The organism is uncultured Sunxiuqinia sp., from assembly GCF_963974515.1.
Taxonomy (GTDB): domain Bacteria; phylum Bacteroidota; class Bacteroidia; order Bacteroidales; family Prolixibacteraceae; genus Sunxiuqinia.
In genome coordinates, this window is sequence record NZ_CAXBDD010000002.1 from 106,707 (window position 1) to 121,604 (window position 14,898).

A 14,898-nucleotide genomic window follows, 5' to 3' on the forward strand; every position below is an offset into this window, starting at 1 on the left:
AGGAAATGAAATGAATTATTTTGATCAAATCAGCAAAATCTGTTTTCCGATAGCAAATTATTCAATCGGAAGTAAAGACATTAGCTTATAACGAAAACCAGTAGCTAAACTTGATCATAAAGACATTGTCTGATTTCAAGCCAAAAAGATCGCCATAGCTCTTAGTGACCGAATAGTTACTGCTTCGTTCATACAAGTAGCGTGAACTGTTCCACACCAAATACACAGTCGATCCCGGCCTGAATTCCCAGCGGGCAACCAGATTCGAGCGCAATTCCTGGTAGTTGAAATCAGGATTGGCAAACGCGTAACTTTCCGATTGCGCATCAGTCATGTTGTAGGAATTTTTTTCCAGGCTGATGTCTTGTGGGCTAAAGTAACGCTCATTGATGTTTTTACTGCTGCCCTCGTTTACCCGCCTGAAATTGCTGTACTGTCCAACCGAAGCATAGGGATTGGCATAATACTGGAGCGAAAACTCCGGGGTAATAAAATATTCGAGCCTTAAGGTGGTCGAAATTGTTTTCCTGTCGAGCTGACCAACCAGGTAGCCAGTCCGGTTGTCGGAAAGGTTGAGCTTGCGAACATACTCGTGGTAGTCGGTCATCAATTCATAATCGGTTTGACTGTTAATGCTAATCCGATCGTTGATTTGCCATCGCACGAAAAAGGTATATACCGCCCGCTTGGAAACCTCATCAACCGACCAAGTCAGATTTGGTCCGCCAGCCACGAGTATTTTTTTTGCATTATTGCTCTGCACAAAAATCCGGGCTTTCCAACTATCTTCTTTATATAGCTTTGGGCCTCCGCGCAACTCACGCGTATCAAACTGACTGTAATCATATTCCAGGTAAGCATGCACGCGCCACAAATTCGTAAACCGCAAAAAGGCATGCAGATCAAGTTCTTTTTTAGTTGTCTCACCACCATAACTCCAGCTATTGTTCTGGGTCAGGTCGAAATAATAATCTCTTAAGATCCCCAATGGCTTGTTTACCTGGTATCGCAATTCAGTTTCTTGCTGCAGATAATCAGCTTGGTACATGTACCCCAAATCATTGAGGTCAACTCCTGGAGAACGCCAACTAAAGGTCCCGATCGCACGGAACTTTCCGCTACGCTTGCCCCCTTTTAACTCGCCGCCATGGCCAGTTAATTCGGTTTTATCAGGGTCAAAAGTCAGGTGGTCAGCATCCGGACGTTGAAAATAATGTTGCGAAGCCTGCTGCAACCTGCTGATTGCTTCATTGCTTCCGCCTACACGGCTGAAAAAGCTTTTCGCGTCGAAAAAGTACTTCCGCTTTTTCCAGTTGTGCTGCAAGTCAAAACCACCAACCAATGCCGAGCTGGGTACAAATTCCAGGTGCTCGTCCTTAATGGAACGAAGCGAAGAGGTTAGAATTCCGCCAAGAACCGTGTTTCCTTCGTTAAAATCCTGCTTGACACGGCCAACAAAGTAGCTCGAAAAAGGCTCAACAGTCAGCTTTTCGGTCGCGTCGTCCGAATAGATAGTCGCTTCTTCGCGCGCTGTCAAACTCTGCACCACACCAAGGGAAAGACCTTTTTTATTTTTTCCTGTAACCTTCAAGGCACTAATGATGGAAGTGTTGTCGGGTATAGCCATCGTCTGCTTATCCTGCAACCCCGGCGAATAAACGGGAGCGCGACCAATCCGCCGCGAATAAAACAGCAAATCCCGTCCGGTGCTGAAATCCAACACATTGTTTCCTTCCAGAAAAAATGGCCTTTTTTCATTGTAGAAAACCTCATACGACGATAAACTCAAAACCGATGGATCAGCCTCGACCTGCCCAAAATCCGGATTAATGGTATAATCCAGCGTGAAATCCGAACTCAAACCAACTTTTCCGTCCAGGCCAAAATCAAGCTTAGTCTTGTTTTCTAAATCCGTATTGGGGGAATAGCGCGTGCTTGCGTAAGGCAAAAACTCTTTTTTTCGCTTGGAATTGATGTCTTTAATTCCGCGAAGTTCACCAAATAAATAGACCATAGCCGGGGCGTCAACCGGAATCAGTTTCCACTGCGCTTCTTCCATATTCCGATCAATCCAACGCCATACATGCATCCCCCACACTTGCTCCTCGGCATCAGCAAACCGAAGCTGGCTGAAAGGCACGCGCATTTCAATCGTCCACATCGAATCTTTCAACGCTGATTTGCCATCCCACACTGCATCCCAATTATGGTCCCACTCATAAGCGCCCAAGTGCATGAGGTCAACCTTTTGTCCAGCTGCAGAGACATTAAATTCAAATGCAGTCTGCCTATCCGCGTACGAGTCAATCGCAATTCCCGCAATATCACCATTCATTTCATCGCGTCGGCTTAAAATTGGCCGAATCTTCTCCGGTTCATTATCATAACAGCGCATCGCGATGTAAAGATTATTCCGGTCGTATAAAATACATACTTCCGTTTCCTGCGAGGGAGCTTGAGCTTGCAGTGGTTGCTGTTGAACAAATCCTCCTCCCCAATGCCCGTTACTCCAGCAAGACTCATCGAGTTCACCATCAACTTTCACTTTTTCAGTCGTAAACGAAGCGTAGTAAACTTTCTTATAACTGGCGACCTGATTGACAAGCGAATCGGAAGATAAGGAATAACTACCAGACTGCTGTGCTTGAATCGATTTGACCCAGCAAAGACCAGCCAGAACTGAAAAAACCAGAAGGCGTGATTTTTGGTAGAACATAATTTTTTTCTAAAGACTATCAAAAATACATAATTTATTATTCAAGTAGGTTTTTTAACATCGATTTTTTTTGAAAAATGATAGAATTAATGAGGATATTGAGAAACTTTTTAAGGTGAATGTGGTTTTTAAGTTAGACTTAGAGACTATAGCCAGACTATTTAATAAGACAAATATTTGAAGTATTAAAAGTTAATTATGAGGAAGATCAACAAGATCCTGGTTGCTAACCGGGGTGAAATTGCTGTCCGTATCATGCGTACTTGCCGTGAAATGGGCATAGCAACTGTTGCTGTTTTTTCCGATGCCGACCGGACATCCATGCATGTACGCTATGCTGACGAAGCATATCATGTAGGCCCGGCCCCGTCGAAAGACAGTTATTTGAAAGCCGATAAAATTATTGAAGTCGCTTTACAATCAAAAGCCGATGCCATTCACCCGGGCTACGGCTTTTTATCTGAAAATGCCAAGTTTGCGAAACTTTGCACCGACAATGGCATTATTTTCATCGGGCCAACTCCCGAAGTGATTGAAAAAATGGGTGATAAAATTCAGGCCCGCAAAGCCATGATTGCCGCAGGTGTTCCGGTGGTACCCGGAACAACCGAGGCCATTCAGTCGGAAGATGAAGCCATTAAAACCATCCAAACCATTGGGTTGCCGGTGATGATTAAAGCATCGGCCGGAGGTGGTGGTAAAGGCATGCGCCTGGTCGAAAAAGCTGAGGACATTGTTTCTTCAGTCAGGGCGGCCCGTTCCGAAGCGCTTGCCTCGTTTAGTGACGATGCCGTTTACATTGAAAAATATGTCATATCGCCACACCACATTGAATTTCAGGTGTTGGGAGATGAACATGGCAATGTGGTTCATTTGTTTGAGCGTGAGTGTTCTATCCAGCGCAGGCATCAGAAGATGGTTGAAGAAACGCCATCGGTCTTGATGACCCCTGAGTTACGCGAACAAATGGGAAAACATGCCGTAGACGCCGCCAAAGCGGTGAACTACGTTGGAGCCGGAACAATTGAATTTTTAGTGGACAATGACAGGAATTATTATTTCTTGGAGATGAACACCCGCTTGCAGGTTGAACATCCCATTACTGAGCGGGTCACTGGTATTGATTTGGTGAAAAAACAAATTCAGGTTGCGGAAGGACAGAAGCTAAACCTGGAGCAAGCTAGGCTCGAACAAAAAGGGCATGCCATCGAATGCCGCATTTACGCGGAAGACTCAGACAACAACTTCATGCCGAGTCCGGGAAAAATTCACACCATCACGCAACCCCTGGGATTAGGCGTACGAACTGATGGTTATGTGTATGAAGGCTATGAAATCCCAATTCACTACGATCCGCTGATCTCCAAATTGATTGTTTGGGCTGAAACACGTGGCGAGGCTATTCAACGGATGCGAAGAGCCCTCTACGAGTACAAAATCACGGGAATCAGGACCTCACTCAAGTTTTTGGAGCGAATCATGGATTCAGCCGACTTTGTCAGTGGAAATTATGACACCAATTTCATCGAAAAAAATAGAAGTACTTTATTGGCCGATGATTCCAGCGCAGACGAAAGTCAAGACATGGTAATCATTGCCGCATACTTCGATTTTATCAACCGGAAAAACAAAGTCATTCCAACCAAAGAGCTCAATCCGGCAAAGAATCGGTGGAAGAAATACACTTACCAAAAGAATTTTGACCGTTTATAAAACAGAAAAATATGCCTATTGAAATAAAATTAGGTGACCGCATTGCGTCCGTTAAAATTTTAAACCAAAATGAAAATCTCATCGAAATTATGGTCGATGATAAGGTTTACAATGTTGACCTGATGCATAATGACGAGGGAACCTTTTCCATCATAGAGAGCAACCGCTCACATAATATTTCCCTGGTACCATCACCAAAACCAAAATCGTATACGGCGCACACCTTGTATAATACCTACGACCTGGAAATCATTGATGCCGAAGCACGATACATTCGTAACCGCGGCGCCGGAGCGATTGCGCAAAGTGAGAAACAGATTACCGCGCCCATGCCAGGTAAAATTGTAAAAGTATTGGTAAAAGAAGGTGAATCAGTGACCCAGGGACAAACCGCAATCATTATTGCAGCTATGAAAATGGAAAGTGAGTACAAAGTAGCGCTCGATGGCATTGTGAAAGCGGTTCACGTTGCCGATGGTGACACGGTAGAATCAAACCAGGTATTGATTGAAATTGATTAATTGAAAAAACTATGGACTTAAAAGGCAAATTCGAAAAATTAGAACAACTCAATAAGGAAGCTGAAATTGGCGGGGGCCAGGAGCGAATTGAAAAACAACATGCTGCCGGAAAAAAAACCGCCCGTGAACGCATTGAAGACCTGCTTGATCCGGGAACATTTAACGAGATCGATAAGTTTGTGCTGCATCGGGCAACCGATTTCGGCATTGACAAAAAGAAATTTCGAGGTGATGGGGTCGTTACTGGCTATGGAAAAATTCACGATCGCCTGGTGTATATTTTTGCCCAGGACTTCACCGTTTTTGGAGGAACGATGAGCCGGTCGAATGCTGATAAAATTGTTAAGATCCAGAAAATGGCCATTGAAAACGGAGCTCCGCTTATTGGCCTTAATGACTCTGGTGGCGCCCGAATTCAGGAGGGCGTGCAAAGCTTGGCCGGTTATGCCGACATTTTCTACAATAACGTTCTTTCGTCAGGGGTAATTCCGCAAATCAGTACAATTCTGGGACCATGCGCCGGAGGGGCGGTCTATTCTCCTGCCCTGACCGATTTTATTTTCATGGTCAACGAAACCAGTCACATGTTTGTTACCGGTCCCGATGTCATCCGAACTGTAACCCACGAGAATGTGACCAAAGAAGATTTGGGTGGAGCAGTTACACACACTTCGAAAAGTGGCGTGGCTCATTTTTCGGGTGACAACGAAGAACAAACCATCATGATGGTGCGCGAATTGGTGAGTTTCATTCCTTCAAACAACATGGAAGAACCCCCGCTTCAAACGACCACCGATCCGATTGACCGTAAAATTGATGCCCTGCACGATGTTGTCCCAGCAGATCCCAACAAGGCTTACGACATGAAAGATATCATTCTGAAAATAGTTGACGATGAACACTTTCTGGAAGTGCAACCCAACTACGCTGCCAATATCGTTATCGGTTTTGCACGCTTTGGGGGTAAATCAGTTGGCATTGTAGCCAACCAACCAGCTGTTTTGGCAGGTGTGCTCGACATCAACTCATCGGCTAAGGCTGCACGTTTTGTACGTTTCTGCGATGCCTTCAACATTCCGCTGGTCACTTTGGTTGATGTTCCGGGATTTTTGCCTGGTACTCAACAGGAGTTTGGCGGCATTATCAAACACGGCGCCAAATTGCTTTATGCTTTTGCTGAGGCAACGGTGCCAAAAATAACGCTCATCACCCGGAAAGCTTACGGTGGCGCTTACGATGTCATGTCGAGCAAGCACATTGGCGGCGATATTAACTATGCCTTCCCGACGGCAGAAATTGCCGTTATGGGGCCTGAAGGCGCAATAAACATTCTGAACCGCGATATTACCGATGAGGCCGAAAAAGCTAAAGCTGTCGAAGAATACCGTGATGCTTTTGCCAACCCCTATCGGGCCGCCTCGCTGGGGTATATCGATGAGATTATATATCCGGAAGATACACGCATCAAAATTATTAATGCGCTGGAAATGACCCACAACAAGCGCAAGTCCAATCTTCCACGCAAACATGGAAATATCCCATTATAATTTATTTAGAAATGACTACCCGGAATTTTCGCCTCGATTTTCGGGTGGTCTTCTTCTAATTTCAACCAATACTCGCTTCACTACTTGCAATGTCAACAAAAGCTGGTCGACAAAATTTCAGATAAACCCTTCAACACAGCTACAATTCTGAAACTGAGAGTCAAATTCTTTTCGGGAATGGCGTGTTCACTTTCATCCATACATATAACTAAACAAATCCAACGAACGAACGTTGTTTAATGTATTTCAGACCGAATAGTCTTAATCACTAAATTACGATAAATGCTTTTAGAGAAAGCTGGAATGCTTATAACAAGCGATAAAAAAACCGAAGAAATTCTGAACGATTACTATATCGCTTATTTGAGTCGTCAATTGAGCCTCCTGGGAAAACGCGAGGTACATAATGGACGCGCACATTTTGGTGTTTTTGGAGATGGAAAGGAAATTGCACAAATAGCCTATGCCAAAACCTTCCGGAAGGGCGACTGGCGCTCGGGATATTACCGTGACCAGACTTTCATGCTTGCCCTTGGCCTGATGCAACCCGAAGAGTTTTTTGCCATGATTTATGGCGACACCGATGATGAAATGAATCCATCAACCGGTGGCCGCAATTTCAACAACCATTTTTGCACAGCCAATATTAATGAGCAGGGGGAAATAAAGGATCTAGCCACCAGCTTCAATTCCAGTTCCGACATTAGTTCAACAGGCGGACAAATGCCCCGATTGCTTGGTTTGGCGCAAGCCTCCAAAATTGTTAGGGAAGACAAAGGCTTGAAAAAGCACCTGAACAACAACGTCACGGGCAACGAAGTGGCTTTTGGCAGCATTGGAGACGCCAGTACTTCGGAAGGGATGTTCTTCGAGACCATCAATGCAGCCGGCGTGATGCAGGTACCGTTGGCTGTTGCTGTTTATGATGATGGCTTCGGGATCAGCGTTCCCATTGAGCTACAGACGACCAAATCCAGTATTTCGGAAGCATTAAAAGGATTTCAAAAACAAAAGGATACCAACGGAATTCTGATCTACACCTGCAAAGGATGGAACTATCCTGAATTGGTGAAGACCTTTGCCGATGGCATTTCAAAATGTCGAAAAAATCATATACCGGTAGTGTTTCACGTGCAGGAAGTGACCCAATTACTGGGGCATTCTACTTCGGGATCGCACGAGCGCTACAAAAGTAAGGAGCGCCTGGAATGGGAAAAAGAATACGATGGCATTTACCAGTTTAAGCTCTGGCTGATTGAATCTGGCCAGGCCGACATGGATACCATCAATGCCATTGAGAAGAAAGCTGAAACCCGGGCGAAAGAAGCCAGAAAGAATGCCTGGGAAAATTTCATGGGTGGCTACAAAGAGGAAGTGCTGCACCTACAGGAAATCCTTCACCTGTTGAAGCAAAAATCAAATGGAATAGTTGACCACCTTGAAGAACTGGCTGAGATCAAGCAGCGCATCTTCCCTACCCGCCGCAAATACCTAAGCTTTGCCCAGCGAATTTATTACGACATTCACCTCGATGAAAGCGTTGGCGAAGAGCGGCTAAAATTACATCATTGGATAGAACAGTTCAAAGTTAAAAGTAGCGGGTTGTACAATAGTCGACTTTACCGCGAAGGCAACGATTCAGCGTTAAAAGTTGAAGGCGTACTCGCTTCGTACGGCGAAAACGCTCCTGAAGTTAATGGTTCTACCATTCTGAATGAAAATTTCGATGTGCTATTTCAGAAATACCCCAACCTGGTGACCTTTGGACAGGACACCGGAAAATTAGGTGGCGTTAATCAAGGGATGAAAGGCATGCAGGAAAAGTACGGTATTCAGCGTGTTTCTGATGCGGGAATCCGGGAAACAACCATTATTGGACAAGGGGTTGGTTTGGCTATACGAGGTTTCCGCCCCATCGCTGAAATTCAGTACCTCGACTACCTTATCTATGCGCATTCGACCCTGAGCGATGACCTGGCCAGCATGCAATACCGCACCAAGGGCAAGCAGGCCGCCCCCTTAATTGTGCGTACCCGCGGGCACCAGCTGCAAGGCATGTGGCATGCCGGTTCGCCCATGCAAATGCTTTTAGGATCGTTGCGCGGCATGTACCTTTGCGTTCCGCGCAACATGACCCAGGCAGCGGGGTTTTACAATACCTTGTTAACAGCCAATGATCCAGCCTTAGTCATTGAACCCCTCAAGGGCTATAATATGAAAGAGCATCTGCCCGAAAACCTGGGCGAATTCAAAGTACCGCTTGGAATTCCTGAATTGATGGTTGAAGGAGATGATGTGACCTTAGTGACCTATGCCTGGAATGTAAACCATGCCGTAAAAGCAGCCGAACTGCTGAAAACAAAAAATATTTCGGTTGAAGTAATTGACGTACAAACCCTCATGCCCTTTGATGTAAATCACCGCATCCTGGAGTCGATCAAAAAAACAGGGAAAGTGATTTTTGTGGATGAAGATGTGCCAGGGGGAGCTACCGCCTACATGATGCAAAAAGTGATGGAGGAACAGCAAGCATTCAATTACCTCGACACCGCGCCTCGTACGTTGTCGGCTAAAGAACACCGCCCGGCTTACGGCATCGATGGCGAATTCTTTTCCAAACCCAATGTAGAACAAATTTTTGAAAGCATTTACGAAATGATGCGCGAAGTGGATGTTAAACGGTTTTCGAAACTGACTCCCTAAGCAAGGGCTTATTACTCGTCAGAAGGCGTATAATTAGCTGGAGCCATCTTCTTTTTATTCAACTTTTGATTTATATTCGATCTTGCTGTTGGGATTCATATAAACTTCCTGCAAATGAACCTGTCGTTCCTGCAAGTTTTCATCCAGCCATTCCTGGTTGATTTCCATCTTATCGAAGTCTTTCCAAATGCGCTTATCCGCAGCACAACTGTATTGCCGGCAAACTTTTGGACGGTCATGATAGATGGAACAACCACATTGTCCTCCATTCAGGTGGGTGCAATAGCCCGATTTGGCCTGCCGGATAAAATATGGTTGCCCCAAGTCCCACTTCACTTTACCCGATTCAATTTCGCGCACTGATAAGGCAAAATTCAATTTACAACAGGCAGCTTTGCATAGGTGTAGACGTTCTTCGCAATTTACCGGAACAAAATCGGCCGCCTGCTGTTCTTCGTTCCCATCAACCCGAATGGCAATGCCCGCGTGAAAATGCTCCCCTTTTTGAAGGATCTCGTCCCTTACCTTCCCGACTATCTTTTCGAAGGCTTCTTTTTCAATGTGTTTTTCTGCAATCAGCGTATCAATCAATCCATACAAAAAGGATTCGATTTCATTGATCCGGTTTGCCTGATTACTCAATGCATTATGTGTAAAAAAACCAGAGCGCTCAAGTTGCTGCTCCATTTCTTCCAGAATATCGTTTTTAATTTTCTGTTCATTTTTTGCCATATTCACTATCCTTTAGCTTTTTTCTGAACCGCTCAATTTCGGCATCCCGCTGCTCCCGGCCGTGATAAAATGTGATCGAAATATTCGTGATTTTAGAAAGGTAAAATGCAGCAAAATCTTTGATACGGTATTGGTATTCATTACCAACTGTTGCTTCCCTGCTCCCTTCGTATAAAACCGGACCATTATCATTAAGCAACTCTTGCAAATAGGGTACTGCAGCTGCTCCAAACTGCATAATCCGCGCACCCAACTCTCCGGGATCGTCATGTTCGTAAAGATATCCCCACATATTTCCGCTAAGTTGATATTCTCCATCCAGGTTGGCGTTGGTATCCTTCAAAGCAGCAGCATAAACTCGGGCTAAATCCGCGTGAGCCTTTTCCGTTAGGGGAACCTCAAATTTCGATAATAACTCTGCAGCTAAAAATTTGGACTTGTCAGAACTTCCGGGATTCTCAATTATTTTTCTCAAATCCTGCTTGTTATTTCCGTTTGCCCATAGCTCTTTCAAATGATCATCAGCAGACAAAAATAACTCCCGGTAATCAGTTTCATTCAATATTTTCACTATCGAATCTGAAGTCATCTTACAACTTTTAAATGGATTATACTTTAAATATCTAAGGTCGTTCATCTAATAAATATCGATCCTCAACTTCACCAGTTTCTCCGGTAAAAGGTCCATCAACGACTTTAATCAACGAACTTCCAAATGGCGCAAACCCTGGCAATACGACAACCCGTGTCCCCCATGGAAGGTGTGTATAAAGAGGCCCCAAACCAATATCAACTCCCATAATATTATTAATCCATTTAACATCCTCAACGGGTAAATTTAAAGAGCTTTCACCTTTCGAAGTTTTCGTAGTATTCCAGATCTCCGCCGCTTTCAAAAAGGTGGAAGAAGGAGTCCCTTGAGATTGAACTGCAAACGGGATTCGAGAAAATTTAGCTTTGCTATCTGTTCGCCAACCCCATTGAACTGACCCGTAATAGGTGCCCTTCTGCGTTCCATCAATTGCCAATGCCGTAGTTTCAAATAGTTGTTCTGCATTTTTCGATCTGCCAGGTTGCATAGGTGCATCATGAAGTTCGGCATCTTTTGATTTCCATGCCTTTCCCGATTTGTAGCGATAGCCATGTTCACCCCAGCCCTTATAGTTTTTTCCTGTAACAGTAGACGCTGCTAATTCTGCGGCAGTCATCTTACTTACAGAAGATGGCGTTGCGCCCTGAGATAACTTGGTATCTGACTTGGAAGCCTTTTCCACCGCATATAATGGATTTCTGTTGTAATCAGCCTGATCAATATGCACTGCTTCATCCGTTCCTATTACTGGCGAGCTGATTGTCTTGGCATCTTTTGAAGTTATGGATCTGTCTTTTACTGTGGTGTTGAGTGATACAGGCTTCCCCTTATCTACTGAACGAACCGATTGCACCATCCCAATCAACTTTGCATCCACCTTGTTTCCTGGCTTAAACTTCATATACATATCTACTCCGATTTCTTTTCCCCCGCTATTTTTAATTGTGGTGTAGGATTCATCAATAAACTCACCAAAATGGGTGCTTTGTTTGGCCATCTGGATCACCGAGCTTTTAGCCTGCACCGTTCGCATCGAATTACGCATGCCCAAACTGGCCGATTGATACTTGGAAATCGTTTCTCCACGAACCGCTTTCCTGCCAAAACGTTCGGCATCGGCCTCCAATCCGCGATCATCATTCACGGTAAATCGCTTCCGTAAAACCCGGGTGGGCTTAACCACACCACTTCTCTGCTGGGCAATGTGGGTGAATTCATGCCCAATCAGGTTTCTTCCTTTTTCTGTGTTTGGGTTGAATTGCCCCGGCGCAAAATGAATCTTTTCGCTCTGTGTAAAGGCAAGCGCATTCATTTCCCTGGCTTCAATCGAGTTTTTTTGAAGAGCCACATCCGAAAAATCTTGACCAAACGAAGTTTCTATTCTTGTCTGAAGGTCTTCCGGCAAGTTGGCATTGCGTTTCTTTTTTACCGAATGGTCAGCGTTCGCAACTGCCCGGCTTTCCATTTTTTTTGAATTTGTTGTATCTTTTTTCATCTCTCCTGATTTTTTTAAGTTCTGACCAGTGAAAGCTGTTCCATCAAACCGTCCTTCCTTCCTTCGTATATTCCTTTTTTACCCCGGCAATCAGATCAGATTTACTGATTTCACGCGAATTCTTTTTCAAAGTCATCAGCGAGGCATAACCCACGGCATTCATAATAGCGCCACCCGAGAGCTCGTAGCCTTTGGCAATTTCCTTGAGCGAGATATCGCCGGCCAGGGTCGATTTCTCCGCAAATGCCTGCTCCCAAATTTTCAGCCGCTGGTCGGGGCGCGGCAAGCTAAAGTTGATGATGTTATCAAACCTTCGGGTAAACGCTTCATCCATGTTATCCTTTTGGTTTGAAGCCAGCAGCACCAGCCCGTTATAATCTTCAATGCGTTGCAGCAAGTACGAAACTTCCTGGTTGGCGTAGCGGTCGTGCGCGTCCGAAACGCTGGTTCGTTTGCCAAAGAGCGCATCAGCTTCGTCAAAAAATAAGATCCAGTTTTTGTTTTCGGCCTGGTTGAAAACATTCGACAGGTTCTTTTCCGTTTCGCCAATGTACTTGGAAACCACCAGCGACAAATCAATCCGGTACACATCGCGGTTAGTGTCCTTGCCCAGCAGACAGGCAGTCATGGTTTTTCCGGTTCCCGGCGGGCCGTAAAACAGGCAGCGATAACCTTTCCGTAACTTTTTACTCATTCCCCAATCATACAGCAAGGTGTTTCCGTAATCGAGCCAGGTTTTAATCTCGTCAATCTGTTGAAAGGTTTTCTCATCCACCACCAAGTCGCTCCATTCACGCTCCGTGGTAATCCGCTTGGCAGGAAAACGGGAGCTCATCACCGGCCGGTGAACTTCGCCAACCGTGAGATAATCCAAAATATCACGGGAGATCTGAATCGTACCCGATAAAAAAGGTTCGCCATCGGGCGCGTGTTCCAACTGCAAAATCTGGTGTTTGGCAAAAACGTGTTCAGCGCTGAATACATCCGTCAGGGCAAAACGTTCTTTCAGTGAGCCACCAGTCATGATAAACATGAAGGTTTCGCCCGTCGGCACAAAACCCCCGTGGTTTTTTCCCTGGATTCCGCCAAACTCAGTCCAGCCACGATTGGTCTCCCCGTTCGATGCAAAAAGCGGATCGAGCAATTCGGGTTTGATATGCGGCACCAAAGCCAGCAAAAGCAAGATCCGTTCGGCAAACGACAAATGGTAGTATTGAATAAACTCGGAATAGACAGACTCGTTCGTGTTGTACTCCGGCGGTTCCAATTCGAAGATCGATTCGAAAGCACATTCCTGCTTGAAGTAAAGCTTTAAGCGCGCATCGGCAACCATCGCAAACCATTGTAGTTCACGTTCCAATGAAGAGGCATTTCGAATAAGGCTATCTGTTACCATTCTACAGTCAGTTTATTTTTCATCCACGGCAATTGAATCAGGCTAAGCGTAAAGGGCAGCGACTCGAGAAGCATATCGTAGCTTTTGCGTTCCACCTGAAGATGCCAGCTTTCGTCCTGAAATTTGAGCACCCCCAGACGCTTCAAAAACGAATGGCGGTATCCTTCAGGTGAAGTATTTTTTAGTACTACCCAGTGCTTAATGGCTGAATTAAGCAGATCCTCTGCTTCCTGTTTTTCGTTTTCTGAAAGAACAAGTAACGGATTAAACGATGCCTTCAGCTCGACACCACAAAGGATTTTATTAAGTACCATTTGGTTCTCCGATGCTGCGCCTTCCTCGCCAAAAGCAAGGTAATCAGTCAGCAATAACGCTTTGGACTGAGAATCATTGCTGACAAATCTTCCCTTGTATAGCCAGTTAAGCCGGCTAAAAATAGTATTGAGATAAGGATAAAGCAGAACCAAGCCAGCATTGTTGATGTTGCACACAATCTCTTCCTCCGCTATGGGTTCGTTCGTCTCCGCTCGTTCCTCTTGGGTTCCATCCTCCCTTTGCTCACTTTGCGACGATCCCCAAATGGATGCGCCGGATTTTTCCAGTTTCCTCAGCGCTTCAGGGAGATCTTCAAGTTGCGAAAGTAACCGCTCGTTTTGAGCAAAGTTGCTAAACTGACTGCTAAACTCCGGCCACCGATCGTGTTCCTGTTTTAGCAGGTGAAACAAATCACTCAGAACCAAGGCAATTGTCCTTTCTGTGAAAATGACTTCGTTGTGCGTAACTCGCCGAAACGCCTGTTTATAGACTGCCAGGCCAATCTGACGGCGGCTCCACTGCAATTTTTGATGGTGACTGTACCGGGCTAGTTCACCAACATACAGTAACGCTTGGGTGGCAACGTCCGAAAAAGTTAATTCGGCCAGTAGCAAATCAAGGGTATCGGGCTGAAGGGCACCAATCAACCGATTGACCAAATCCTCATGCTTAAGCAAAGGTTTAAGTTGCTTTTTCAAGTTCTCTTTTTCAGCGTGCAGGACCTGCAAGACCAATTCGTCAAGCGTTTTGTAGGCTTCCTGATGATGTTGCCAGGGAAACACGCCCTCCTTCAGGTAAAAAAGGAGTTGATTGACCAAAGCCGTTGTTTCACTACTTGGACGGATCTTATTCTTGGCTCCGGTCTTGTCATGGATGAATAGCTTTTTCAAGGTCTCCTTGATCTGGCTTTCATAGGCATCGGGTAAATCATCCATGAATTCATCCAACGGAATGGTGCCCAAATCGATTTCCAAACGATCCAGTTGAATATGCCTGTTTTCATCGGCCCATTCATCTAAAACACGCTCGGTAATCGGAATGATTTTCGCTTTCATTAGGTCATCGGCCGAGCCAAGTACTTGTTGACCACTTTTTTTATTTTCAAAGTCTAACTCCATTCGAAAGTCCTGAATGATATGTGTATTTGCTTTTTTCATGGTCATGGGGT

10 protein-coding genes are annotated in these 14,898 nt (G+C 45.1%); 4 read left to right on the forward strand and 6 right to left on the reverse strand.

Annotated features, from left to right (window positions below; translation table 11 throughout):
• Positions 1–85: 85 nt before the first annotated feature.
• Positions 86–2,716 carry a DUF5916 domain-containing protein gene (locus tag AAC033_RS01155; RefSeq protein WP_339734477.1) on the reverse strand — a complete coding sequence of 877 codons (2,631 nt, stop codon included), beginning with the start codon at positions 2,714–2,716 and terminating at the stop codon, positions 86–88.
• Positions 2,717–2,914: 198 nt separating this feature from the next.
• Between AAC033_RS01155 and accC the strand changes: the two genes are divergently transcribed.
• The 4 genes from accC to AAC033_RS01175 all read left to right on the forward strand — a co-directional run bounded on the left by accC (position 2,915) and on the right by AAC033_RS01175 (position 9,200).
• Positions 2,915–4,429, forward strand: coding sequence for an acetyl-CoA carboxylase biotin carboxylase subunit (gene accC, locus AAC033_RS01160; protein WP_339734479.1), 1,515 nt, complete (start codon positions 2,915–2,917; stop codon positions 4,427–4,429).
• 11 nt (positions 4,430–4,440) lie between these two features.
• Positions 4,441–4,950, forward strand: coding sequence for an acetyl-CoA carboxylase biotin carboxyl carrier protein subunit (locus tag AAC033_RS01165; RefSeq protein WP_339734481.1), 510 nt, complete (start codon positions 4,441–4,443; stop codon positions 4,948–4,950).
• Positions 4,951–4,961: 11 nt separating this feature from the next.
• Positions 4,962–6,497, forward strand: coding sequence for an acyl-CoA carboxylase subunit beta (locus AAC033_RS01170; RefSeq protein WP_339734483.1), 1,536 nt, complete (start codon positions 4,962–4,964; stop codon positions 6,495–6,497).
• Between the two features lie 282 nt (positions 6,498–6,779).
• Complete coding sequence (locus AAC033_RS01175) at positions 6,780–9,200, forward strand: thiamine pyrophosphate-dependent enzyme (RefSeq protein WP_339734485.1); 2,421 nt, start codon at positions 6,780–6,782, stop codon at positions 9,198–9,200.
• Between the two features lie 54 nt (positions 9,201–9,254).
• Here the strand turns inward: AAC033_RS01175 and AAC033_RS01180 are convergent, their stop codons facing one another.
• Genes AAC033_RS01180 through AAC033_RS01200 form a run of 5 tightly spaced genes read right to left on the reverse strand, consistent with a single transcriptional unit; the run spans position 9,255 to position 14,887 of the window.
• Positions 9,255–9,932 carry a YkgJ family cysteine cluster protein gene (locus AAC033_RS01180; protein WP_339734487.1) on the reverse strand — a complete coding sequence of 226 codons (678 nt, stop codon included), beginning with the start codon at positions 9,930–9,932 and terminating at the stop codon, positions 9,255–9,257.
• On the reverse strand, positions 9,919–10,521 hold the full coding sequence (locus AAC033_RS01185; RefSeq protein WP_339734489.1) for a hypothetical protein: 603 nt from the start codon (positions 10,519–10,521) through the stop codon (positions 9,919–9,921). The genes AAC033_RS01180 and AAC033_RS01185 overlap by 14 nt, the downstream gene beginning before the upstream one ends.
• Positions 10,522–10,555: 34 nt before the next feature.
• Positions 10,556–12,019: a DUF4157 domain-containing protein gene (locus AAC033_RS01190; protein WP_339734491.1), complete on the reverse strand. Its 1,464-nt coding sequence runs from the start codon at positions 12,017–12,019 to the stop codon at positions 10,556–10,558.
• A 43-nt stretch (positions 12,020–12,062) separates the two neighbouring features.
• Positions 12,063–13,415 (reverse strand): ATP-binding protein, encoded by a 1,353-nt coding sequence (locus AAC033_RS01195; RefSeq protein ID WP_339734493.1) that lies wholly within the window; start codon positions 13,413–13,415, stop codon positions 12,063–12,065.
• A complete protein-coding gene (locus AAC033_RS01200; RefSeq protein ID WP_339734495.1) occupies positions 13,409–14,887 on the reverse strand; it encodes a contractile injection system tape measure protein in 1,479 nt (492 codons plus the stop codon). The genes AAC033_RS01195 and AAC033_RS01200 overlap by 7 nt, the downstream gene beginning before the upstream one ends.
• Positions 14,888–14,898 lie beyond the last annotated feature (11 nt).

What these genes read in the sequence shown, in the direction of transcription:
- AAC033_RS01155 (WP_339734477.1), bottom strand. Translation starts at nt 2,716, where the DNA reads ATGTTCTACCAAAAATCACGCCTTCTGGTTTTTTCAGTTCTGGCTGGT.
- accC (WP_339734479.1), top strand. Translation starts at nt 2,915, where the DNA reads ATGAGGAAGATCAACAAGATCCTGGTTGCTAACCGGGGTGAAATTGCT.
- AAC033_RS01165 (WP_339734481.1), top strand. Translation starts at nt 4,441, where the DNA reads ATGCCTATTGAAATAAAATTAGGTGACCGCATTGCGTCCGTTAAAATT.
- AAC033_RS01170 (WP_339734483.1), top strand. Translation starts at nt 4,962, where the DNA reads ATGGACTTAAAAGGCAAATTCGAAAAATTAGAACAACTCAATAAGGAA.
- AAC033_RS01175 (WP_339734485.1), top strand. Translation starts at nt 6,780, where the DNA reads ATGCTTTTAGAGAAAGCTGGAATGCTTATAACAAGCGATAAAAAAACC.
- AAC033_RS01180 (WP_339734487.1), bottom strand. Translation starts at nt 9,932, where the DNA reads ATGGCAAAAAATGAACAGAAAATTAAAAACGATATTCTGGAAGAAATG.
- AAC033_RS01185 (WP_339734489.1), bottom strand. Translation starts at nt 10,521, where the DNA reads ATGACTTCAGATTCGATAGTGAAAATATTGAATGAAACTGATTACCGG.
- AAC033_RS01190 (WP_339734491.1), bottom strand. Translation starts at nt 12,019, where the DNA reads ATGAAAAAAGATACAACAAATTCAAAAAAAATGGAAAGCCGGGCAGTT.
- AAC033_RS01195 (WP_339734493.1), bottom strand. Translation starts at nt 13,415, where the DNA reads ATGGTAACAGATAGCCTTATTCGAAATGCCTCTTCATTGGAACGTGAA.
- AAC033_RS01200 (WP_339734495.1), bottom strand. Translation starts at nt 14,887, where the DNA reads ATGAAAAAAGCAAATACACATATCATTCAGGACTTTCGAATGGAGTTA.